A 20017-nucleotide genomic window follows, 5' to 3' on the forward strand; every position below is an offset into this window, starting at 1 on the left:
GGGCTTGCGGAAGGGCGGTCCGACAGGGCATGCGACACCCGATATGCCCAGGGCGAACACGACCGGACCGCTGAAACGGCGCCGGTAGGGTCGATCTCGACGCATCACCGAAATGGAGTGATTTCATGGCCGAACCGCTGATGGCACAGAGTGTCTTCGACAGGCTTCTCAAGGACCGCATCATCTGGCTGGGCTCGGAGGTGCGCGACGAGAACGCGAACGAGATCTGCGCGAAGATCCTCCTTCTCGCCGCGGAGGACTCCGAGAAGGACATCTACCTCTACATCAACTCGCCCGGCGGCTCGATCACGGCCGGCATGGCGATCTACGACACCATGCAGTTCGTGCCCAACGACATCGTCACGGTGGGCATCGGCATGGCCGCCTCGATGGGGCAGCTCCTGCTCACGAGCGGGACGAAGGGCAAGCGGTACATCACGCCCAACGCACGCGTCCTGCTGCACCAGCCGCACGGCGGCTTCGGCGGCACAGCGAGCGACATCCAGACGCAGGCCGAGCTCATCGTCTCGATGAAGAACCGCCTCGCCGAGATCACCGCGGCGCAGACCGGGACGACCGTCGAGCAGATCAACGAGGACGGCGACCGCGACCGCTGGTTCACCGCCGACGAGGCGCTCGAGTACGGGTTCGTGGACCACATCCGCGAGCATGCGGCGGACGTGACGGGCGCGGGCGGCACCGACCGCGACGCGCAGTGAGCCGAGAGACGAGGACGCACACGATGAACACCCCCTACACCGGCGCGGCGACCCCGCAGGGCTTCCAGCTCCCGAGCAGCCGCTACATCCTGCCGCAGTTCGAGGAGCGCACGGCATACGGCTACAAGCGCCAGGACCCGTACAACAAGCTCTTCGAGGACCGCGTGATCTTCCTGGGCGTCCAGGTCGACGACGCGTCGGCGGACGACGTCATGGCGCAGCTGCTCGTGCTCGAGAGCCAGGACCCCGACCGCGACATCATCATGTACATCAACTCGCCCGGCGGCTCGTTCACGGCCATGACGGCGATCTACGACACGATGCAGTACATCTCGCCCCAGATCCAGACCGTCGTGCTGGGTCAGGCCGCCTCGGCGGCGGCCGTGCTGCTCGCGGCCGGCGCGCCGGGCAAGCGCCTCGCGCTGCCCAACGCGCGGATCCTCATCCACCAGCCCGCGGTCGGCGAGTCCGGCCACGGGCAGGCGTCGGACATCGAGATCCAGGCGGCCGAGATCCTGCGCATGCGCACGTGGCTCGAGGAGACGCTCGCGAAGCACTCGAACAAGTCGCAGGCCGAGGTCCACAAGGACATCGACCGCGACAAGATCCTGGGTGGCACCGAGGCGGTCGAGTACGGCCTCGTCGACCAGGTCCTCACGTCGCGCAAGCGCACGCCGCTGACGAAGTAGGACGAGCAGGATCCTGCAGGATGCCCCGGTCGCGCGCTCGCACGGCCGGGGCATCCCGCATCCATGCCGCGTCGGACGGCGTCGGTGTCGGCGGCAGCGGTTAGGCTCGAAGAAGACCCCCTTCCGGGACCCAGGAGGAGAAGGACCATGGCTCGCATCGGTGAGAGTGCCGACCTGTTCAAGTGCTCCTTCTGCGGGAAGAGCCAGAAGCAGGTCCAGCAGCTGATCGCCGGACCCGGCGTCTACATCTGCGACGAATGCGTCGAGCTCTGCAACGAGATCATCGAAGAGCGGATGGCCGAGTCCAACGCCGACGGCGGGGTCGCGGAGTTCGACCTGCCGAAGCCGCGGGAGATCTTCGGGTTCCTCGAGGAGTACGTCGTCGGCCAGGAGCCCGCCAAGCGCGCGCTCGCGGTGGCGGTGTACAACCACTACAAGCGCGTCCGCGCGCGCGGCGAGATCAAGACGGCCGAGCAGAAGGCCGAGGACGTCGACATCGCCAAGAGCAACATCCTCATGCTCGGGCCGACCGGGTCGGGCAAGACCTACCTCGCGCAGACGCTCGCGAAGCGGCTCAACGTCCCGTTCGCCGTCGCCGACGCGACGGCCCTCACCGAGGCGGGCTACGTGGGCGAGGACGTCGAGAACATCCTCCTCAAGCTCCTCCAGGCCGCCGACTTCGACGTCAAGCGCGCCGAGACCGGCATCATCTACATCGACGAGGTCGACAAGATCGCCCGCAAGGCGGAGAACCCGTCGATCACGCGCGATGTGTCGGGCGAGGGCGTGCAGCAGGCGCTCCTGAAGATCCTCGAGGGCACGGTGGCGTCCGTCCCTCCGCAGGGCGGGCGCAAGCACCCGCATCAGGAGTTCATCCAGATCGACACGACGAACGTGCTGTTCATCGTGGCCGGCGCGTTCGCCGGGCTCGAGGACATCATCTCGGCGCGCGTCGGGCGCCACGGCGTCGGGTTCGGCGCCCCGCTCCAGGACAAGCGCGACGACGGCGGGCTCTACGCGGAGGTGCTCCCGGAGGACCTCCACAAGTTCGGGCTCATCCCGGAGTTCATCGGCCGCCTTCCCGTCATCGCGTCGGTCGGCGCGCTCGACCAGGAGGCGCTCATGGAGATCCTCACCGTCCCGCGGAACGCGCTCGTGAAGCAGTACCAGCGCATGTTCGAGCTCGACGGCGTCGCGCTCGACTTCGAGGAGGACGCGCTGCGCGCGATCGCCGATCTCGCCGTCGGGCGCAAGACGGGAGCCCGCGGGCTGCGTGCCATCCTCGAGGAGGTGCTCGGGCCGATCATGTTCGAGATCCCGTCCACCGATGACGTCGCGAAGGTCATCGTCACCCGCGCCGCCGTCGAGGAGGGCGCGCCCCCCACGGTCGTGCTGCGGCAGCGCAAGAAGAGCGCGTAGCCGAGTGGACGCCTCCGGGCCGGGGATCGAGGATCCTCGGCCCGGAGCCGCTCAGCCCACGTGCACGTCGGGGCGGAGACGCCGCTTGGGCTCCACGCGCCGCAGCACCTCGCGCGTGACCGGCGCGATCTCGCCCGTCCCGAAGACGAGGAAGCGCAGCATGTTCGACGCCGGATTGCCTTCGCTCCACTCGAAGTAGACGTCGGGGACGACGCCGGTCTCGTCCCGGATGGCGAGGAGCACAGCGGCGATCGCGTTCGGCACGCTCGTGGCATGGACGCTGAGGATGCGGTGCCCCGCGTGCTCCTCGCCGCGGACGACGAGGTCGTCCTCGAAGTCCGACGAGTCGCCGAGGATGACCTGCAGGAACACCACCTGCGCCGAGCGGGGGATGCCGTTGAAGCGCCGCTCGTTGCGGAGCTTGTCGGCGAACTCGGCCGCCGTCCCGGAGCCCGGCTCCTTGGGCACGACGCGGATCGCACCGTGGTGCTCCGCGTCGTGACGGACGAACGCGAGGGCCGCCTCGTCGAAGACGACCGAGCGCGCGCGGAGCTGGAACGACCGCGGGATGCGCGACAGCACGGACACCGTCACGATGCCGAGGATGAACAGCGCGGCGATCTTGACCCCGTCGGGCCGCTCCACGACGTTGACCGCGGTCGTGGCGAGGAAGACGGCGGCGATGACCGCGTAGCCGGCGGCCGCGCGCGGGTGCCGCCGCCGACGCACGGACAGCGCCACCGCGATCGACGCCGAGGTGATGAGCACGAGCACGCCGGTCGCGTAGGCGCCGCTCTGGGCGTCGACGTCGGCCTCGAAGGCGAGCGTGACGGCGAACGCGATCGCGGTGAACACGATGACGAGGGGGCGCGTGGCGGCCGCCCAGCGCGGGGCCATGCCGTAGCGCGGCAGGTAGCGGGGCACGAGGTTCAGCAGGCCCGCCATCGCCGACGCGCCCGCGAACCAGAGGATGAGCACGGTCGCGATGTCGTAGGCGGTGCCGAAACCCTCCCCGAGCAGGCCGTGGGCGAGGTACGCGAGCGCCCGGCCGTTCGCCGAGCCGCCGGGCGCGAACTCCTCCTGGGGGATGAGCAGCGTCGTGACGACGCTCGAGCCGAGCAGGAACGCGCTCATCGTGAGCGCGGCGGCCGTGAGCAGCTTGCGGGCCCCGCGGATGCGGCCGACCGGCCGCGCCTCCGTGTCGCCGCGGATGCCGCGGATCTGCGGCATCACGGCGACGCCCGTCTCGAAGCCGGAGAGGCCGAGCGCGAGCTGCGGGAAGACGAGGAGCGCCACCGCGATCGCCGCGAGCGGACTTCCGTGCGCGGTGGTGAGCGCGGCCGTCCAGTCGCCGACGACCCCGGGATGTGCGGCCACCTCGGCGAAGGACACGAGCACGACCACCGCGTTCAGCGCGAGGAAGACCCCCACGAGCGCCACCGCGATCGAGATCGCGCCGCGGAAGCCCTTGAGGAACACCGCCCCGAGGAGCGCCACGAGGAACAGGGTGATCGGGATCTCCATCCCCTCCCATTCGTCCGGCGCGAACGGGTTCTCCACGATGTGCGCCGTCGCGTCGGCGGCCGACAGGGTGATGGTGATCATGAAGTCGGTGGCGGCGAAGCCGAGCAGGACGAGCACGAGGAGCTTCCCGCCCCACCAGGGGAGGAGGCGCTCGAGCATGGCGATCGACCCCTCGCCGTGCGGGCTCTCCTTCGCCACGCGTCGATAGACCGGCAGGGCGCCCAGCAGCGTGACGAGGATGAGCACGAGCGTCGCGATGGGGGAGAGAAGGCCCGCGGCGAGGGCTGCGATCGCCGGCTGGTAGCCGAGGGTCGAGAAGTAGTCGACGCCCGTGAGGCACATGACGCGCCACCACGGCGCGCCCCTCCCGGAGTCGATCTCCGATGTGGACTCCCCGGTGACGTCCGGGGGCACTGCGCTCTCGACGAGCATCTCTTCTCCGCCTCTCGATCTGGACATCGGACGACGCTAGTCCCGTCGCGGCGCGCGGGACCCGCCTTCGCGTCAGGATTCCGTCAGGATTTCCGCCGCCCGCGCGCGCCGCCGTCGTCAGCCCGACCGGAGCCGCGAGACTTCCTCTGTGCAGCGGTTCGCGATGCTCCCCGTGCGACGGCAGCTCGCCGCCGCGGCCGTGGTCACGGCGGCGCTCGTGGGAGCGACGGCGGCGGTCGCAGCGTCGGTCGACCCGCAGGACCTCGTGGTCGCGGCGCTCCTGTACCTGCTCATCGTCGTCGTGGGCGCCGTGCTGGGTGGGATCGTCGTCGCCCTCGTCGCGTCGATCGCTGCGGGGCCGCTCCTCATCTACTTCTTCGCGGAGCCCGTGCACACCCTGCACGTGACCGACGGCGCGCAGCTCGTCGCGATCGGCGTGTTCGTCGCGGCGGGCGTGATCGTGAGCCTCGTCGTCGGGCAGTCGGAGGCGCGCCTCCTGCTCGCGCGTCAGGCGCTCGCGGCGCAGAGCCGAGCCGACGCCGCGCAGGAGGCGGACCGGCTGCGCAGCGCCCTTCTCGCGGCCGTCGGGCACGACCTCCGCACTCCGCTCGCCGCCGCATCGGCCGCGGCGACGAGCCTCGCCAGCTCCGACGTCGTCTGGACGCCCGACCAGCGGGGCGAGCTCCTCGGCACGACGATCGCCTCGCTCGCTCGCCTCGAGCGGCTGCTCGACGACCTGCTCGACTCGTCGCGGCTCGACGCGGGCGTGCTGCCGGTCTCGATCGAGCCCATGCGGGTCGAGGACGCCGCCGCGCTCGCGCTGGATGAGCTGGGCGACGAGGGCGCCGTCGCCGTCACGGTGGCGCCCGGGATGCCGGACGCGCTCGCCGATCCCGTGCTCGTGCAGCGGATCGTCGCGAACCTCGTGGGCAACGCCCTCCGCCACGGTGGCGGCGACGTCGCGGTGAGGATCCGCACGGCCGGGGCGCGCGTGGAGCTCGCGGTCGTCGACCACGGTCCGGGGATCCCAGCCGCGTCGCGCGATGAGGCGTTCCGCGCATTCCGTCGCCTCGACGACAGCGGGTCCGGCGCGGGGCTCGGTCTCTCCCTCTCGCGCGGGTTCGCGGAGGCGATGGGCGGCACGCTCGAGCTGCGCCCGTCGGAGGGCGGAGGGCTCACGTGCGTGCTCGAGCTGCCCATCGCACCCGTCGCGCCGCGGGATGGGGGCGTCGCATGACCATCCTCATCGTCGAGGACGACGCGGCGATCCGCCGCACGCTCGCCCTCAACCTCGAGGCGCGCGGGTACGAGGTGCGCGAGGCGGCGGACGGCGCCGAAGCGGTCAGGGAGATCGCTCGGAACGAGCCCGCTCTCGTCATCCTCGACCTGGGGCTGCCGGCGCTCGACGGCGCGGGGGTCATCACCACGGTGCGCGGCGCGCACCGGATGCCCATCCTGGTGCTCAGCGGACGGTCGCAGACGGCGGAGAAGGTCGCGGCGCTCGACGCGGGCGCCAACGACTACGTCACGAAGCCGTTCGCGGTCGATGAGCTGCTCGCGCGCGTGCGCGCCCTCCTGCGGACCGCGCCCGCGCCATCCGAGGAGGCCGATCGGCACGCGATCGGCCCCTCCCAGATCGACCTCGTGGCGCACACGGCCACGCGCGATGGCGAGCCGGTGCACCTCACCGCGACCGAGTGGTCGATGCTCGAGGTGCTGCTGCGCAACGTGGGCCGCCTCGTCGGGAAGCGCGAGCTCCTCACGGCCGTCTGGGGCCCGGCGTACACGGGGGAGGACGCCTACCTCCGCCTCTACATGAGCCAGCTGCGGCGCAAGCTCGAGGCGGACCCGGCCCGGCCCCGCCATCTGCTGACGGAGCCGGGGCTCGGGTACCGCTACCGGCCCTGAGGCGTCACGCGTCGAGGCCGCGGCGCTTCAGCAGCGGGGCGATCTCGGCGTCGCGCCCGCGGAAGTCGCGGTATGCCTCGAGCGGATCCTTCGCACCGCCCACGCCGAGCAGCCGCGCGCGGAAGCGGTCGCCGCCCGCGCGCGAGAGCCCGCCGTTCTCACGGAACCACTCGACGGTGTCGGCATCGAGCACCTCGGCCCAGATGTAGGAGTAGTACCCCGCGCTGTACCCGCCCGCGAAGATGTGCTGGAAGTAGGTCGAGGAGTACCGCGTGGGCACGGTCGGCTCGTCCAGGCCGATGTCGGCGAGCGCGGCGGCCTCGAAGGCCGCCACGTCGGTCACCGCCGCCGCCTCGGACGGCGACAGCGCGTGCCACGCCTGATCGAGCCAGGCGGCCGCGAGGTACTCGCTCGTCTCGAAGCCCTGGTTGAACGTCTCGCTCGCGCGGAGCCGTTCGACGACGTCCGCGGGGAGGGGCTCGCCGGTCTCGTGGTGGACGGCGTAGTTCGCGAGCACCTCGGGCCAGAGGATCCACATCTCGTTCACCTGGCTGGGGAACTCGACGAAGTCCCGGTGGACGGCCGTGCCCGCGAAGTGCGGGTACGTCACGCGCGCGAAGAGCCCGTGCAGGGCGTGGCCGAACTCGTGGAAGAGGGTCGTCACGTTGTCGAGCGTGAGGAGGGTCGGCTCGCCGGCGGCCGGCTTGACGACGTTGAGGTTGTTCACGACGACCGGCTTCGTGCCGCGGAGCGCGGACTGCGCGACGAGCGAGTTCATCCAGGCGCCGCCGCGCTTCGTGTCGCGCGTGTAGAGGTCGAGCAGGTAGAGGCCGAGGGGCGTGCCGTCGGAGTCGAGGACCTCGAAGGCGCGCACGTCCCGGTGGTAGCTCGGGAGGTCGGCGCGCTCGCGGAAGGAGAGCCCGTAGAGCTCGTGCGCCGCGTGGAACACGCCGTCGCGGAGGACGCGCTCGGCTTCGAACCAGGGCCGCAGAGCCGCCGTGTCGATGTCGTACTCGGCCTGACGCACCTTCTCCGTGTAGAAGGCCCAGTCGTGCGCTGCGAGCGGGAAGGGCTCGGGCTCCGTCTCGTCGACGATGCGCTGGAGCGCGGCCTTCTCCCGCTGCGCGTTGCGCGCCGCCGGCCCGGCGAGGCGACGCAGCAGAGCGCGCACGGCCTCGGGAGATCCGGCGGTCTCGTCGGAGGTCACGTACGCCGCGTGCGAGGGGTACCCGAGCAGCGCGGCGCGCTCGGCGCGGAGCCGCACGATCTCGCGGACGACCTCGGAGCTGTCGTTCGCGTTGCCTCGCGACGCCCGGGCGCGGGAGGCGGCGAGGATGCGCTCGCGCGCGTCTCTGCGGACCAGCGAAGACAGGTGCGGATGGCCTGTGAAGAGCGTGAGGGTGACCGCATAGCGCCCGTCGAGCCCTCGCTCGCGGGCGGCCTCGGCCGCGGCGGACAGCTCGCCGGGCGCGAGGCCCTCGAGCTCCTCCGCGCTGTCGAAGACGACCGCGAGGTCGTTCGTGTCGGCGAGGAGGTTCTTCTCGAATCGCGTGGTGAGGGTCGACAGGCGCGCGTTGAGCTCGGTGAGCCGCTCCTTGGCCGTGTCGTCGAGGGCGGCGCCGGCGCGCGTCATCTCGGTGTGGCGTCGCTCGACGAGGCGACGCTGCTCCGCGGTGAGGTCGAGCTCGTCGAGCCGGTCGCGGACGGACCCGATCCGCGCGTACAGCGCCGCGTCGAGCTCGATCGCGTCGGAGTGCGCCGACATGAGCGGTGCGAGCTGCTCGTCGATCTCCTGGATCTCCGCCGTCGCGTGCGCCGAGTTCACGGTGTAGAACGCACGCGAGACCGCGTCGAGAAGCGCGCCGGAGCGCTCGAGCGGCTCGAGCGTGTTCTCGAAGGTCGGGGCGTCCGGGTTCGCCGTGATCGCATCGATCTCGGCGCGGTGCTCGGCGAAGGCGCGCTCGAACGCGGGCAGGTAGTGACCGGGCTCGATGGCCGCGTAGTCGGGCAGTCCGTAGGGGAGGGGCGAGGGCGCGAGCAGGGGGTTGAACACGGGCGCGGTCATCCCGTCAGCCTATCCAGGGCCGTCGTGCTGGGCGCGGCACGCGCCGCGTCATGCAAAGAGATACTTGCAAAGAGCCGTTTGCAAAGATATCTTTGCACTATGACCGACGAACCGGCGAAGGTGTCCGAGGAGCGCGAGACGCGCGTGCTCGACACGGCGGCGCTGCGTGCGCTCGCACATCCGCTGCGGGTGCGCATCCTCGACCTGCTGAGCAGGGAGGGCCCGCAGACCGCGAGCTCGCTCGCCGCGCTCACGGGCGAGTCATCCGGCTCGACGAGCTACCACCTGCGGATGCTCGCGCGCCACGATCTCGTCCGCGAGGTCGCGGGGCGCGTCGGCCGGGAGCGGTGGTGGGAGCGGCCCCGCGGCCGGATCGCCTTCGGCAGCGAGTCGGTCGGCGACTCGCCGGCCGGCAGAGCCGTGCTCCAGGTGGCCGTCGCCGAGTACCACCGGGCGCGCTTCCAGGAGATGTTCGACTACTTCACGGGCGGGTACGACGACGAGCCCGAGGAGTGGCGCGACGCGAGCGTCTCGACGACGTCGACCGCCCATCTCACCGCGGCGCAGCTCAAGGAGCTCGCCGAGCGCGCGGACGCGCTGTTCAGCGAGTACGTCGACCGCTACCGCGGGCAGGAGGGCGAGGGTGTGCGGAGCGTGTCTCTGCGCGCCGACCTCTTCCCCCTTCCGCAGAGAGGAGCAGGATCATGACCACGCTCACCGTGACGCTGTCGGTCACGATGCCCGACGCGGCGCCGCCGCTCGCGCTCGGCGCGGGGGAGCGGCTGGCGCTGCGCGTCGCCGAGGGCCTCCAGGCGCGCGTGCATCGGCGCGCGGCCGCGCGGACGGCGCGCATCGCGGCGGATCTCGCCCGCGAGGGGCTCATCGCCGAGTCGCGGCGCGCCGGCGATCGCGCCGCGGCCGCGAACGGCGTCGGAGCGCTGCGCTGGTGAGGCGCCGCCGACGACGTCGGCGGCGCCTCTCAGTCGGAGAACGGGCGCGAGATCGCGACCCCGTCGGGGCCGATGACGACCTCGATCCCCGTGTCGAGCTCGGCGATCGGCCGTCCCTCCAGCCACGTGAGCGTCCACGACGGCCGCGGAGCGTCATCCGGCAGCTCCGCCTCGACGCGCGAGATCTCCGCGCGCAGCGAGGCGGGCACGCTGGCCGGCGGCTCCGAGCCGGCCGACCAGCGCGTTCCGAGCTGCATCAGGCCTCCTCGGCCAGCTGGATGTCGGTGACCGCGAACGCGTCGGCGTCCTCGATCTCGAGCGCGGCGATCCGGCCGACGGCCTTGAGGTCGTCGGCCGCGAGCCGCAGGGCGGCCGCGCGCTCGGCGGGGGCCGCGACGACTGCGCGGGCGACGGGCGTCTTCTGCGAGGCCTTCGCCTCGGTCTTCGCGCGGCGGATGCCGATCAGGGCCTCGCTCGCGGCGGCGAGCACGTCCGTGTCGCCGCCGAGCCCGGTCGGCTCGGGCCAGGCTGCGCGATGCACGGAGCCGCTCTCGAACCAGGACCACGCCTCCTCCGCGGCGAAGACGACGACGGGCGCGAGCAGGCGCAGGAGCGTCGAGAGCGCGGTGCGCAGCGCGACGGCCGCCGAGGCGCCCGCGTCGCCGCCCGCGTACGCGCGCTCCTTCACGAGCTCGAGGTAGTCGTCGCAGAACGTCCAGAAGAACGACTCCGAGAGCTCGAGGGCGCGGGCGTGGTCGTACGCGTCGAGCGCGGCCGTCGCCTGCACCACGACGTCGTCGAGCGCGGCGAGCATCGACAGATCGAGCGGCTCGGTGACCGAGGCGCCCTCGGGCGCCTCGAAGCCCAGCACGAACTTCGCGGCGTTGAGGACCTTGATCGCGAGGCGGCGTCCGATCTTGATCTGCGTCGGGTTCTGCGGGTCGAACGCCGCGTCCGTCCCGAGGCGGCTCGACGCGGCCCAGTATCGGACGGCGTCGGACCCGTGCTTCTCGAGGATGTCGGCGGGCGTGACGACGTTGCCCTTCGACTTCGACATCTTCTTGCGGTCCGGGTCCACGATGAAGCCGGAGATCGCGGCGTGCGCCCACGGCGCACGGTCGTCCTCGAGAGCGCTGCGCAGCAGGGTCGAGAAGAGCCACGTGCGGATGATGTCCTGGCCCTGCGGGCGCAGGTCGAACGGCGCCACGAGGCTCCACAGATCCTCGTCGCGCTGCCATCCGCCCGCGAGCTGCGGGGTCAGCGACGACGTCGCCCACGTGTCGAAGACGTCGGTCTCCGCCTCGAATCCGCCCGGCACGCCGCGCTGGTCCTCGGTGTAGCCCGGCGGGACGTCGCTCGACGGGTCGACCGGGAGGCTCGCGGCGTCGGGCACGAGGACGCGCGCGTAGTCGCGCTCGCCGTTCTCGTCGAGGCCGTACCAGACCGGGATCGGCACGCCGAAGAAGCGCTGACGCGACACGAGCCAGTCGCCGGTGAGGCCGTTCACCCAGTTCTCGTAGCGGACCCGCATGAACTCGGGGTGCCACTCGATCTCCTGGCCGAGCGCGAGGAGCCGCTCGCGCAGCTCGGCGTCGCGCGCTCCGTTGCGGATGTACCACTGGCGCGTCGAGACGATCTCCAGCGGTCGGTCGCCCTTCTCGAAGAACTTCACGGGATGCGTGAACGGGGCCGACACGCTCGTGAGCTCGCCGGACTCCTCCAGCAGCTCGACCATCCGCTTCTTGGCGCTGAAGACCGTCTTGCCGGCGATCTCCGCGAACGCGGCCCTGCCGCCATCCGACGTGATCGCCTCGGGCGCGTCGGCGACGACGCGGCCGTCCTTGCCGATGATGGTCCGGTTGGGGAGGTCGAGCTCCCGCCACCAGATGATGTCGGTCACGTCGCCGAACGTGCAGATCATCGCGATGCCCGAGCCCTTGTCGGGCTGCGCGAGCGGGTGCGCGAGGACGGGGACCTCGACGCCGAACACGGGCGTCGTCACGGTCGAGCCGAACACGGGCTGGTAGCGCTCGTCGTCGGGGTGGGCGACGAGCGCGACGCACGCCGCGAGCAGCTCGGGACGCGTCGTCTCGATGTGGATGTCGCCTGAGCCATCCGTCCGGTGGAATGCGAGGCGGTGGTAGGCGGCCTGCTGGTCGCGATCCTCGAGCTCCGCCTGCGCGATCGCGGAGCGGAAGTCGACGTCCCACAGAGTGGGCGCGAGGTCCTGGTACGCCTCGCCCCGCTCGAGGTTCTTCAGGAACGCGAGCTGGCTCGTGCGGATGGTGTCGTCCGAGATCGTCCGGTAGGTCTGCGTCCAGTCGACCGAGAGCCCGAGGGTGCGCCACAGGTCCTCGAAGGTCTTCTCGTCCTCGACTGTGAGCTTCTCGCACAGCTCGATGAAGTTGCGGCGGCTCACCGGGATCTGGTCGGCGGCCTTGATCGTCTTCGTCGTCCCCTCGAACGGCGGTGTGAAGTCGGGGTCGTAGGGCAGCGACGGGTCGCAGCGCACGCCGTAGTAGTTCTGCACGCGGCGCTCGGTGGGCAGGCCGTTGTCGTCCCAGCCGATCGGGTAGAACACCGTCTTGCCGCGCATGCGCTCGTAGCGGGTCTTCACGTCGGTGTGCGTGTACGAGAACACGTGGCCGATGTGGAGGCTGCCGCTCGCGGTCGGCGGCGGGGTGTCGACCGAGAAGACGCCGGCGCGCCCCTTCGCGCGGGCGGCGTCGCGGTCGAAGAGGTAGGTGCCCTGCTGCTCCCAGGACTCACCCCACTTCGCTTCGAGACCCTCGAGTGCGGGCTTGTCGGGAATGGCGGCCATGGGATCTCCTCGCGCGCTATGTACGGCACGGTGTCTGCGTGCCTGAGTGTGGGTGCGCGACCAGTGTACCGGGGCGGGGAGGACTGGCCCGGGAGGGCCGGGGCCGGCGGGGCGGGGGCCGGCGGGGGCGGGGCGGGGCCGGCGGGCGGGGCCGGCGGGCGGTCGGCGCCGTTCGCCGCGTTTCGCGGCGATTCGGATGGCGTTCGCCGCGTTTCGGGGCAGGTCCCGCGGACATCCGCCTCGTTCTGCGGCGAACCCGCGCCGCTTCGCCGCATTCCGCGGCGTGCGGGATCGAGCCCGCCGCGCCCGTCGGCAGCCGCACGCCGTGTGCACAGGAGCGCGACGACGGCGTGCCTCCTCCCCCGGCTGGGGAGAGTCGTCGACTGGCCCCGGTCCGCGCGCAGAGTCGGAGCATGTCGCGATCGCCGTCCCCCTTGCCGCAGCGCGTCTCCGGTCGCGCCTTCCGCGTGGAGGAGGTGCCGGAGGTGTCGTCAGCGCGGCTCCGCGCCGGCGATCTCTGGATTCCCGCGCAGGGGGTGCGCCTGCCGACGCAGTTCACCGACCTCGAGAGCATCTGCCAGGCCATTCTCCTGACGATGCCTCCGTCGGCGGCGTTCAGCCATGAGACGGCCGCCCGGCTCCTGGCGCTTCCCCTGCCTCGCCGGCTCATCGCCCCGGGCCGGGTGCACGTCACGACTCCCACCGGCGTGCGCGCGCGCCGCGGGCGGCGGATCGTCGGACACGAGCGAAGCCTGCCCGCTGACGCGGTGGAGGTGCTGCGCGGCGTTCCCGTGACCACGCCGGCGCGCACCTTCTGCGACCTCGCCGGTGCCCTGACGCTGGCGGAGCTCGTCGCGCTCGGCGACGCGGCGGCGCGCATGTGTGGGTCCGAAGCCCTGCGTCGCGCGGCGGAGGCGGTTCCTCGCGGGCGAGGACCGGCGAAGCTCGGCCGTGCGATCGAGCTCGTCGATCCCGGCGCGGAGTCGCCCAAGGAGTCGGAGCTGCGCGTCCTCCTCGTCGAGCAGGGGCTCGGAACCCTCGAGACGAACTTCGAGCTCTTCGACGATGAGGGCCGCTTCGTCGCTCGCGTCGACCTCGCGCTCACTGCGCTGAGGATCGCGATCGAGTACGAGGGCGATCACCACCGGGACAAGGAGCAGTGGCGGCGCGATCTCGCACGTCGACGCAGGATCGAGGCGCTCGGATGGGTCTACATCCCGGTGACGCAGGCGGATCTCGACGACCCGCGTCGGCTGCTCGCGGATGTGCGAGCGGCTATCGCACGGCGACGCTGACTGTGCACTTCGGCCTTGCCGCGAATCGCGGCGATCCGCCATCCGTTCGCCGCGTTCTGCGGCGAGCCTCCTGTGGACCTGCCTCGGAATGCGGTGATCAGCCTCGGGTTGGACGCGGTCTGCGGCGAACCGGGATGCGACCGCCTCAGCCCCTCGCGCCTCAGCCCTTCACGTCGATGCCCGCGGCCGCCGCGAACGCGGGAGCGAGCATCCGCACCTGGTCGTCCGTGAGCGTGGCGCCGCGCAGAGCGAGCACGTCGAGGTAGGACAGCGCGTCGAGCCCGCGCAGGTCGAGGTCGGCGGCGCGCATGCCGCGCGGGTCGACCTCGTCGGCCCGGCAGCCCTCGAACGCCACCCGCGTCAGGCGCGCCTGCGGCAGATCGATCGCGCGGATGGTGCTGTCGACGATGCGCACATCCTCCAGTCGTGCGCCCGCGAACGAGAGGTAGTCCACGCGCACGTCGCGCAGCTCGAGCTCCGCGACGCCCGCGTCCGCGAGGTCGAGCGTCCCGATGCGGCCGCCCGTGATGCGCAGCCGACGGATGGTCGCGTCGCGGGCGACGACGGAGACGGCGCGGATGTCGGAGATCTCGACGTCGATGAGCGTCGCGCCGCGCAGGGCGAGGGTCTCGACCGACGGAGCGGCGATGACGCACTCCTCGAGCGACGCGTGCTCGAGGTCGACGTCGCCCGCGAGACCCGCCAGGCGCGACCGCTGCAGGTCCGCGTATCGCCGAGGGACGGCGTCCTCGAGGGCGTCCGGCAGATCCGGTGCGCTCACGCGCGGGGCGATCGGGCGATCCTGCTTTCTGGCCATCCGTCGACCCTACGCGCCCGCGCCGACACGCCGTGCGCACCGGCGCCCGGCGGCGGTAGGATGGGGGCATCGGCACCGATCCGGCCATCACCGGGGAGCTCGCGGAAGAACGGGAACGCAAGGACCTCAGTAGAACCGCGCGGGGCAGGCCCGTCACAGCCGCAGTGAGAGCGGCGTCGCATGCGGCGCAACGCGGGGTGGTACCGCGGCTCCTGCCGTCTCGTCGGCGGAGGTCGTCCTCGCAGTCCCCTTGGAACTGCTGGAGTGAGATGACCTACCCGAAGTCCTCGTTCGGCCCCGCCGCCGACAAGAGCACCGTCGTGCCGAGCCCCCGCTTCCCCGAGATCGAGCGCGAGATCCTCGACTTCTGGGCCGCGGACGACACCTTCCGTGCGTCGATCGCGCAGCGCGAGGGCGCCGAGGAGTGGGTCTTCTACGACGGGCCGCCGTTCGCGAACGGCCTGCCGCACTACGGGCACCTCCTCACCGGGTACGCGAAGGACCTCTTCCCGCGCTTCCAGACGATGCGCGGGCGCAAGGTCGACCGCGTGTTCGGCTGGGACACCCACGGGCTCCCCGCCGAGCTCGAGGCGATGAAGCAGCTCGGCATCACCGAGAAGCACGAGATCCTCGAGATGGGGATCGACGCGTTCAACGCCAAGGCCCGTGACTCCGTGCTCGCCTACACGCGCGAGTGGGAGGACTACGTCACCCGCCAGGCGCGCTGGGTGGACTTCGAGCGCGGCTACAAGACGCTCGACACGACGTACATGGAGAGCGTCCTCTGGGCGTTCAAGACGCTGTTCGACAAGGGCCTCGCCTACGAGGGCTACCGCGTGCTCCCGTACTGCTGGCGCGACCAGACGCCGCTGTCGAACCACGAGCTGCGCATGGACGACGACGTCTACAAGATGCGGCAGGACCCGTCGGTCACGGTGACCTTCCCGCTCGTCGGCGAGAAGGCAGCGGCGCTGGGCATCGAGGGCGCGCGCGCCCTGGCCTGGACGACGACCCCGTGGACGCTGCCGACGAACATGTCCCTCGCGGTCGGCCCGGACATCGTGTACGCGGTCGTCCCGGTCGGCCCGAACGGGGCAGGCGAGGCGGCGGATGGCGCGGAGTTCCTGCTCGCGGAGGACCTCCTCGGCGGCTATGCCAAGGACCTCGGCTACGACGACGCGGCCGCCGCGCGCGAGGCCGTGCGCGTCCGCGTCACGGGCGAGCAGCTCCGCGACGTCGCCTACGAGCGGCTGTGGGACTACTTCGCCGACGCCGAGACCTGGGGCACGCAGCGCGCGTGGCGGATCCTCGTCGACGACTACGTCACCACCGGCGACGGCACGGGCATCGTCCACCAGGCTCCCGCCTACGGTGAGGACGACAAGCGCCTCAACGACGCCGCGGGCATCCCCACCATCGTGTCGCTCGGCGACGACGGCCGCTTCCTCGACATCGTCCCGGACGTCGCGGGCGAGCTCTGGCTCGACGCGAACACCCCGCTCGTGCGCCTGCTGCGCCAGGGCGGGCGGCTCCTGCGCCTGCAGTCGTACGAGCACTCGTACCCGCACTGCTGGCGCTGCCGGAACCCGCTCATCTACAAGGCCGTGTCGAGCTGGTTCATCCGGGTGACCGACTTCCGCGACCGCCTCGTCGAGCTCAACGAGCAGATCACGTGGGCGCCCGAGAACGTCAAGCACGGCCAGTTCGGGAAGTGGGTCGAGGGCGCGCGCGACTGGTCGATCAGCCGCAACCGCTTCTGGGGCTCGCCGATCCCCGTGTGGAAGTCGGATGACCCGAATCACCCCCGCGTGGACGCCTACGGCTCGCTCGAGGAGCTCGAGCGCGACTTCGGCCGCCTCCCGCGCAACGAGAAGGGCGAGGTCGACCTGCACCGCCCGTACATCGACGAGCTCACGCGCCCGAACCCCGACGACCCGACGGGGAAGAGCACGATGCGCCGCATCGAGGACGTCTTCGACGTCTGGTTCGACTCGGGCTCGATGCCGTTCGCGCAGGTGCACTACCCGTTCGAGAACAAGGACTGGTTCGAGACGCACGCCCCGGCCGACTTCATCGTCGAGTACATCGGGCAGACGCGCGGCTGGTTCTACGTCATGCACGTGCTGTCGGGCGCGCTGTTCGACCGGCCCGCCTTCACGGGCGTCTCGTGCCACGGCATCGTGCTCGGCAACGACGGCCAGAAGATGTCGAAGTCGCTGCGGAACTACCCCGACGTGTCGGAGGTCTTCGACCGCGACGGGTCGGATGCCATGCGCTGGTTCCTCATGTCCTCGAGCGTGCTGCGCGGCGGCAACCTCGTCGTGACCGAGGAGGGAATCCGCTCGGGCGTGCGCGAGTTCCTCCTCCCGCTGTGGAACTCGTGGTACTTCTTCGCGACGTACGCGAACGCCGCAGCGGGCCCGGATGGCGCGGGCTACGAGGCCACGCGACGCACGGACTCGACGGATGTGCTCGACCGCTACATCCTCGCGCTCACGGGCGACCTCGTGCGCGACGTCGCGGCCGACCTCGACCAGCTCGACTCCACGACGGCCTCGGCGCGGCTGCGCGACTTCGCCGAGGTCCTCACGAACTGGTACATCCGCCGCTCGCGGGACCGCTTCTGGCTCGGCGTCACGGACGACCCGCGCAGCCGCGAGGCCTTCGACACGCTCTACACCGTGCTCGAGACGCTCACGCGCGTCGCGGCGCCGCTCATCCCGCTCGTGAGCGAGCGCGTGTGGCAGGGGCTCACGGGTGGACGCAGCGTGCACCTCGAGGACTGGCCCGATGCCGCCGAGTTCGCCGATGCGGCCGACATCCGGACGGCCATGGACGCCGTGCGCGAGGCCTCGAGCGTCGCGAACGCGCTCCGCAAGAAGGAGGGGCTGCGCGTGCGCCTTCCGCTCGCGAAGCTGACCGTGGTGACGGCGAACGCAGAGGCGCTCGCGCAGTTCGACGACATCCTGCGCGACGAGCTCAACGTGAAGGCCGTCGAGCTCGTGGAGCTCGGCGACGACACGGCGGCCCAGTACGGCATCTCGCACCGCCTCACGGTCAACGCGCGCGCCGCGGGACCGCGTCTGGGCAAGCAGGTGCAGCAGGTCATCCGCGCCGCGAAGTCGGGCGCCTGGACCGAGCAGGACGGCGTCGTGACCGCCGACGGCATCGCCCTCGAGCCGGGGGAGTACGAGCTCGCGCTCGACACGTCGGGCCGGCCGGATGGCGAGGCGATCGCGACCCTGCCGTCGGGCGGCTTCGTGCTGCTCGACACGACGACGACGCCGGAGCTCGAGGCCGAGGGCCTCGCCCGCGACGTCGTGCGCGCCGTGCAGGACACGCGCAAGGCCGCGGGCTTCGAGGTGAGCGACCGCATCCGCCTGCAGCTCGCGTTCGCGTCGGCCGACGACGCCGCTGCCGTGCGCCGCGCGTGGGATGTCGCCGACGTCGCGGGGGAGACCCTCGCCGTCGAGCACGCGGTCGTCGAGGGCTCGACGACCGACGCCGCGGAGCACACGGCGACCGTGCCCGCGGGAACCTACGCGAACGCGGGCGACTTCGCCGTCGCCGTCTCGCGAGTGGGGAGCGCCGCGTGAGCGCGAACGACCGGGCCAGGGCCGACGCCGTCTACGACGCGCTGCTGGCGAGGGCGGGGGAGCAGTGGGTGCAGCCGCGTGTCGAGCGCGTCGGCCGCATCCTCGAGCTCCTCGACAACCCGCAGCGCACCTACCGGGTCGTGCACATCACGGGGACGAACGGGAAGACCTCGACGGCACGCATCATCGAGAGCCTCATCCGCGCGCACGGCCTCCGCACGGGGCTGTTCACGAGCCCGCATCTCACCCGCTTCACCGAGCGGATCCTCATCGACGGCGAGCCGATCGCGGATGCGGCGATCGCCGACGCCTGGGACGAGATCGAGCCCTTCGTCGGGATCGTCGACGCCGAGCTCGAGGCCCGCGGCGACGCGCGCCTGACGTTCTTCGAGCTCCTCACCGTGCTCGCGTTCGTCGCGTGCGCGGACGCGCCCGTCGACGTGCTCGTGCTCGAGGTGGGGATGGGCGGCAGCTGGGACTCCACGAACACGGCCGACGGCGACGTCGCGGTGCTCACGCCCATCGACATCGACCACGTGAGCCGCCTGGGATCGACCGTGGAGGAGATCGCCGAGGTCAAGGCCGGCATCATCAAGGACAGCGCGTCGGTCGTCTCCGCCGTCCAGCGTCCCGAGGCCGAGGCCGTCATCCGCCGCGTCGCCGCGCAGAGGAACGCGACCGTCGCGTTCGAGGGGCAGGACTTCGCCCTCGTCGACGACCGGCTCGCGGTCGGCGGTCAGCTCATCTCCGTCAAGGGCCTCGCCGGCTCGTACGACGAGGAGTACCTCCCGCTCTACGGACGTCATCAGGGGCAGAACGCCGCGGTCGCGATCGCGGCGGTCGAGGCGCTGATCGGCGCGGGCAGCCAGGCGATCGCGTCGGGCGTGCTCACCGACGGGCTCCAGCAGGCGACCTCGCCGGGTCGGCTCCAGCTCGTCGGCATCGAGCCGACCGTCGTCGTGGACGCCGCGCACAACCCGCACGGCGCGCGCGCCCTCGCGGCCGCGCTGAAGGAGTCGTTCGACTTCGACGAGTGGGGCGTCGTCCTCGGCGTCCTCGACGACAAGGACGCCGCGGGCATCGTGGCCGCGCTCGCCCCGGTCGCCGCGCACGTCTTCGCCACGGCTCCGTCGTCGGACCGCGCGAGCGACGCGGATCGACTCGCCGACATCGCGGAGGCCGCGGGTCTCCGCGTCACGGTGCACTCCGGCGTCTACGACGCGGCCGAGGCGGCTCGCGCGTGGGCGCAGGAGGCGCCGCGGCGCGCGGTCGCGATCGCGGGCTCGGTCGTGCTCGCGGGAGAGGCCGTCCTGCTCGCGCAGGAGGAGGAGTGGAAGCCGGTGAGCGGATCGTGACGGGCGCCGCGCGCCGGGCGCCGCGCTACCGCGCCTTGCCCGAGAAGATCGGCTCGATCGTCCTCGTGTTCGAGGCGGTCGTCGTGTTCCTCGCCGGCCTGTCGATCTACGGGCTCCGCGCGCTTCCCGAGCCGATCGCCCCGTGGTGGGGGATCGTCGCGGGCGCCGTCGTCGCCATCCTGATGGTGCTCACGAGCGGCCTGCTCCGGCACCGCTGGGGGTTCGCGGTCGGATGGGCGCTCCAGGTCGTGACCGCCCTCGGCGCGCTCTTCGTGCCCGCGATCCTGCTCGTCACGCTCGTGTTCGGCGGCATGTGGGCGTATGCGACGATCGGAGGGGCGCGGATCGAGCGGCGCGTCTCCGCGCAGCGCGCCGCGGCCGAGTCCGAGACCGACTGACCGGCACCCGCACCACCCGTTCCACGAGA

The 20017-nt window shown here is 71.8% G+C and carries 16 protein-coding genes; 11 read left to right on the forward strand and 5 right to left on the reverse strand.

The window, feature by feature from the left end; all coding sequences use genetic code 11:
- The first annotated feature begins 125 nt into the window (after positions 1 to 125).
- The 3 genes from ACWXWW_RS01440 (at position 126) to clpX (ending at position 2827) form a co-directional block, all read left to right on the forward strand.
- Complete coding sequence (locus tag ACWXWW_RS01440; protein WP_455968340.1) at positions 126 to 719, forward strand: ATP-dependent Clp protease proteolytic subunit; 594 nt, start codon at positions 126 to 128, stop codon at positions 717 to 719.
- Between the two features lie 23 nt (positions 720 to 742).
- On the forward strand, positions 743 to 1408 hold the full coding sequence (locus ACWXWW_RS01445; RefSeq protein ID WP_271172022.1) for an ATP-dependent Clp protease proteolytic subunit: 666 nt from the start codon (positions 743 to 745) through the stop codon (positions 1406 to 1408).
- 147 nt (positions 1409 to 1555) lie between these two features.
- Positions 1556 to 2827, forward strand: a complete 1272-nt coding sequence (gene clpX / locus ACWXWW_RS01450) for an ATP-dependent Clp protease ATP-binding subunit ClpX (protein ID WP_271172021.1) — start codon at positions 1556 to 1558, stop codon at positions 2825 to 2827.
- Between the two features lie 51 nt (positions 2828 to 2878).
- Here clpX and ACWXWW_RS01455 read toward each other — a convergent pair whose 3' ends face one another.
- Positions 2879 to 4810 carry an amino acid transporter gene (locus ACWXWW_RS01455; protein ID WP_455968342.1) on the reverse strand — a complete coding sequence of 644 codons (1932 nt, stop codon included), beginning with the start codon at positions 4808 to 4810 and terminating at the stop codon, positions 2879 to 2881.
- Between the two features lie 121 nt (positions 4811 to 4931).
- Between ACWXWW_RS01455 and ACWXWW_RS01460 the strand changes: the two genes are divergently transcribed.
- On the forward strand, positions 4932 to 6020 hold the full coding sequence (locus ACWXWW_RS01460; RefSeq protein ID WP_455968344.1) for a sensor histidine kinase: 1089 nt from the start codon (positions 4932 to 4934) through the stop codon (positions 6018 to 6020).
- On the forward strand, positions 6017 to 6691 hold the full coding sequence (locus tag ACWXWW_RS01465) for a response regulator (protein WP_455968345.1): 675 nt from the start codon (positions 6017 to 6019) through the stop codon (positions 6689 to 6691). The genes ACWXWW_RS01460 and ACWXWW_RS01465 overlap by 4 nt, the downstream gene beginning before the upstream one ends.
- A 4-nt stretch (positions 6692 to 6695) precedes the next feature.
- Here the strand turns inward: ACWXWW_RS01465 and ACWXWW_RS01470 are convergent, their stop codons facing one another.
- Positions 6696 to 8756: a M3 family metallopeptidase gene (locus ACWXWW_RS01470; protein ID WP_455968347.1), complete on the reverse strand. Its 2061-nt coding sequence runs from the start codon at positions 8754 to 8756 to the stop codon at positions 6696 to 6698.
- 99 nt (positions 8757 to 8855) lie between these two features.
- Between ACWXWW_RS01470 and ACWXWW_RS01475 the strand changes: the two genes are divergently transcribed.
- Both ACWXWW_RS01475 and ACWXWW_RS01480 read left to right on the forward strand, forming a co-directional pair.
- Entirely contained in the window at positions 8856 to 9464 is a 609-nt protein-coding gene (locus ACWXWW_RS01475; protein ID WP_455968348.1) for an ArsR/SmtB family transcription factor, read from the forward strand.
- Positions 9461 to 9706: a hypothetical protein gene (locus ACWXWW_RS01480; RefSeq protein WP_421076326.1), complete on the forward strand. Its 246-nt coding sequence runs from the start codon at positions 9461 to 9463 to the stop codon at positions 9704 to 9706. Before ACWXWW_RS01475 ends, ACWXWW_RS01480 begins: the two co-directional genes overlap by 4 nt.
- A gap of 29 nt (positions 9707 to 9735) precedes the next feature.
- Here the strand turns inward: ACWXWW_RS01480 and ACWXWW_RS01485 are convergent, their stop codons facing one another.
- Positions 9736 to 9963 (reverse strand): hypothetical protein, encoded by a 228-nt coding sequence (locus tag ACWXWW_RS01485; RefSeq protein ID WP_271172015.1) that lies wholly within the window; start codon positions 9961 to 9963, stop codon positions 9736 to 9738.
- Positions 9963 to 12527 carry a valine--tRNA ligase gene (valS, locus tag ACWXWW_RS01490; protein ID WP_455968349.1) on the reverse strand — a complete coding sequence of 855 codons (2565 nt, stop codon included), beginning with the start codon at positions 12525 to 12527 and terminating at the stop codon, positions 9963 to 9965. Before valS ends, ACWXWW_RS01485 begins: the two co-directional genes overlap by 1 nt.
- Positions 12528 to 12940: 413 nt before the next feature.
- Here valS and ACWXWW_RS01495 point away from each other — a divergent pair, with 413 nt between their 5' ends.
- The gene (locus ACWXWW_RS01495; protein WP_455968350.1) at positions 12941 to 13822 is read left to right on the forward strand and encodes a hypothetical protein; all 882 of its coding nucleotides are present in this window, start codon (positions 12941 to 12943) and stop codon (positions 13820 to 13822) included.
- A 160-nt stretch (positions 13823 to 13982) separates the two neighbouring features.
- Here the strand turns inward: ACWXWW_RS01495 and ACWXWW_RS01500 are convergent, their stop codons facing one another.
- Entirely contained in the window at positions 13983 to 14639 is a 657-nt protein-coding gene (locus ACWXWW_RS01500; protein ID WP_455968352.1) for a pentapeptide repeat-containing protein, read from the reverse strand.
- Positions 14640 to 14908: 269 nt separating this feature from the next.
- On the opposite strand from ACWXWW_RS01500, the gene ileS reads away from it, so the two are divergent.
- From ileS to ACWXWW_RS01515, 3 genes are read left to right on the forward strand one after another with little or no spacing between them, the layout of a single operon-like run.
- Complete coding sequence (gene ileS / locus ACWXWW_RS01505; RefSeq protein WP_271172011.1) at positions 14909 to 18235, forward strand: isoleucine--tRNA ligase; 3327 nt, start codon at positions 14909 to 14911, stop codon at positions 18233 to 18235.
- Complete coding sequence (locus ACWXWW_RS01510; protein ID WP_455968354.1) at positions 18232 to 19590, forward strand: bifunctional folylpolyglutamate synthase/dihydrofolate synthase; 1359 nt, start codon at positions 18232 to 18234, stop codon at positions 19588 to 19590. Before ileS ends, ACWXWW_RS01510 begins: the two co-directional genes overlap by 4 nt.
- On the forward strand, positions 19566 to 19988 hold the full coding sequence (locus tag ACWXWW_RS01515) for a DUF4233 domain-containing protein (RefSeq protein WP_455968355.1): 423 nt from the start codon (positions 19566 to 19568) through the stop codon (positions 19986 to 19988). Before ACWXWW_RS01510 ends, ACWXWW_RS01515 begins: the two co-directional genes overlap by 25 nt.
- Positions 19989 to 20017: the final 29 nt, after the last annotated feature.

This window comes from Microbacterium sp. KNMS (genome assembly GCF_053851835.1).

Bases quoted from the DNA above. Each gene is read 5' to 3' on its own strand.
- ACWXWW_RS01440 (WP_455968340.1), top strand. From the start codon at position 126: ATGGCCGAACCGCTGATGGCACAGAGTGTCTTCGACAGGCTTCTCAAG.
- ACWXWW_RS01445 (WP_271172022.1), top strand. From the start codon at position 743: ATGAACACCCCCTACACCGGCGCGGCGACCCCGCAGGGCTTCCAGCTC.
- clpX (WP_271172021.1), top strand. From the start codon at position 1,556: ATGGCTCGCATCGGTGAGAGTGCCGACCTGTTCAAGTGCTCCTTCTGC.
- ACWXWW_RS01455 (WP_455968342.1), bottom strand. From the start codon at position 4,810: ATGTCCAGATCGAGAGGCGGAGAAGAGATGCTCGTCGAGAGCGCAGTG.
- ACWXWW_RS01465 (WP_455968345.1), top strand. From the start codon at position 6,017: ATGACCATCCTCATCGTCGAGGACGACGCGGCGATCCGCCGCACGCTC.
- ACWXWW_RS01470 (WP_455968347.1), bottom strand. From the start codon at position 8,756: ATGACCGCGCCCGTGTTCAACCCCCTGCTCGCGCCCTCGCCCCTCCCC.
- ACWXWW_RS01475 (WP_455968348.1), top strand. From the start codon at position 8,856: ATGACCGACGAACCGGCGAAGGTGTCCGAGGAGCGCGAGACGCGCGTG.
- ACWXWW_RS01480 (WP_421076326.1), top strand. From the start codon at position 9,461: ATGACCACGCTCACCGTGACGCTGTCGGTCACGATGCCCGACGCGGCG.
- ACWXWW_RS01485 (WP_271172015.1), bottom strand. From the start codon at position 9,963: ATGCAGCTCGGAACGCGCTGGTCGGCCGGCTCGGAGCCGCCGGCCAGC.
- valS (WP_455968349.1), bottom strand. From the start codon at position 12,527: ATGGCCGCCATTCCCGACAAGCCCGCACTCGAGGGTCTCGAAGCGAAG.
- ACWXWW_RS01495 (WP_455968350.1), top strand. From the start codon at position 12,941: ATGTCGCGATCGCCGTCCCCCTTGCCGCAGCGCGTCTCCGGTCGCGCC.
- ACWXWW_RS01500 (WP_455968352.1), bottom strand. From the start codon at position 14,639: ATGGCCAGAAAGCAGGATCGCCCGATCGCCCCGCGCGTGAGCGCACCG.
- ileS (WP_271172011.1), top strand. From the start codon at position 14,909: ATGACCTACCCGAAGTCCTCGTTCGGCCCCGCCGCCGACAAGAGCACC.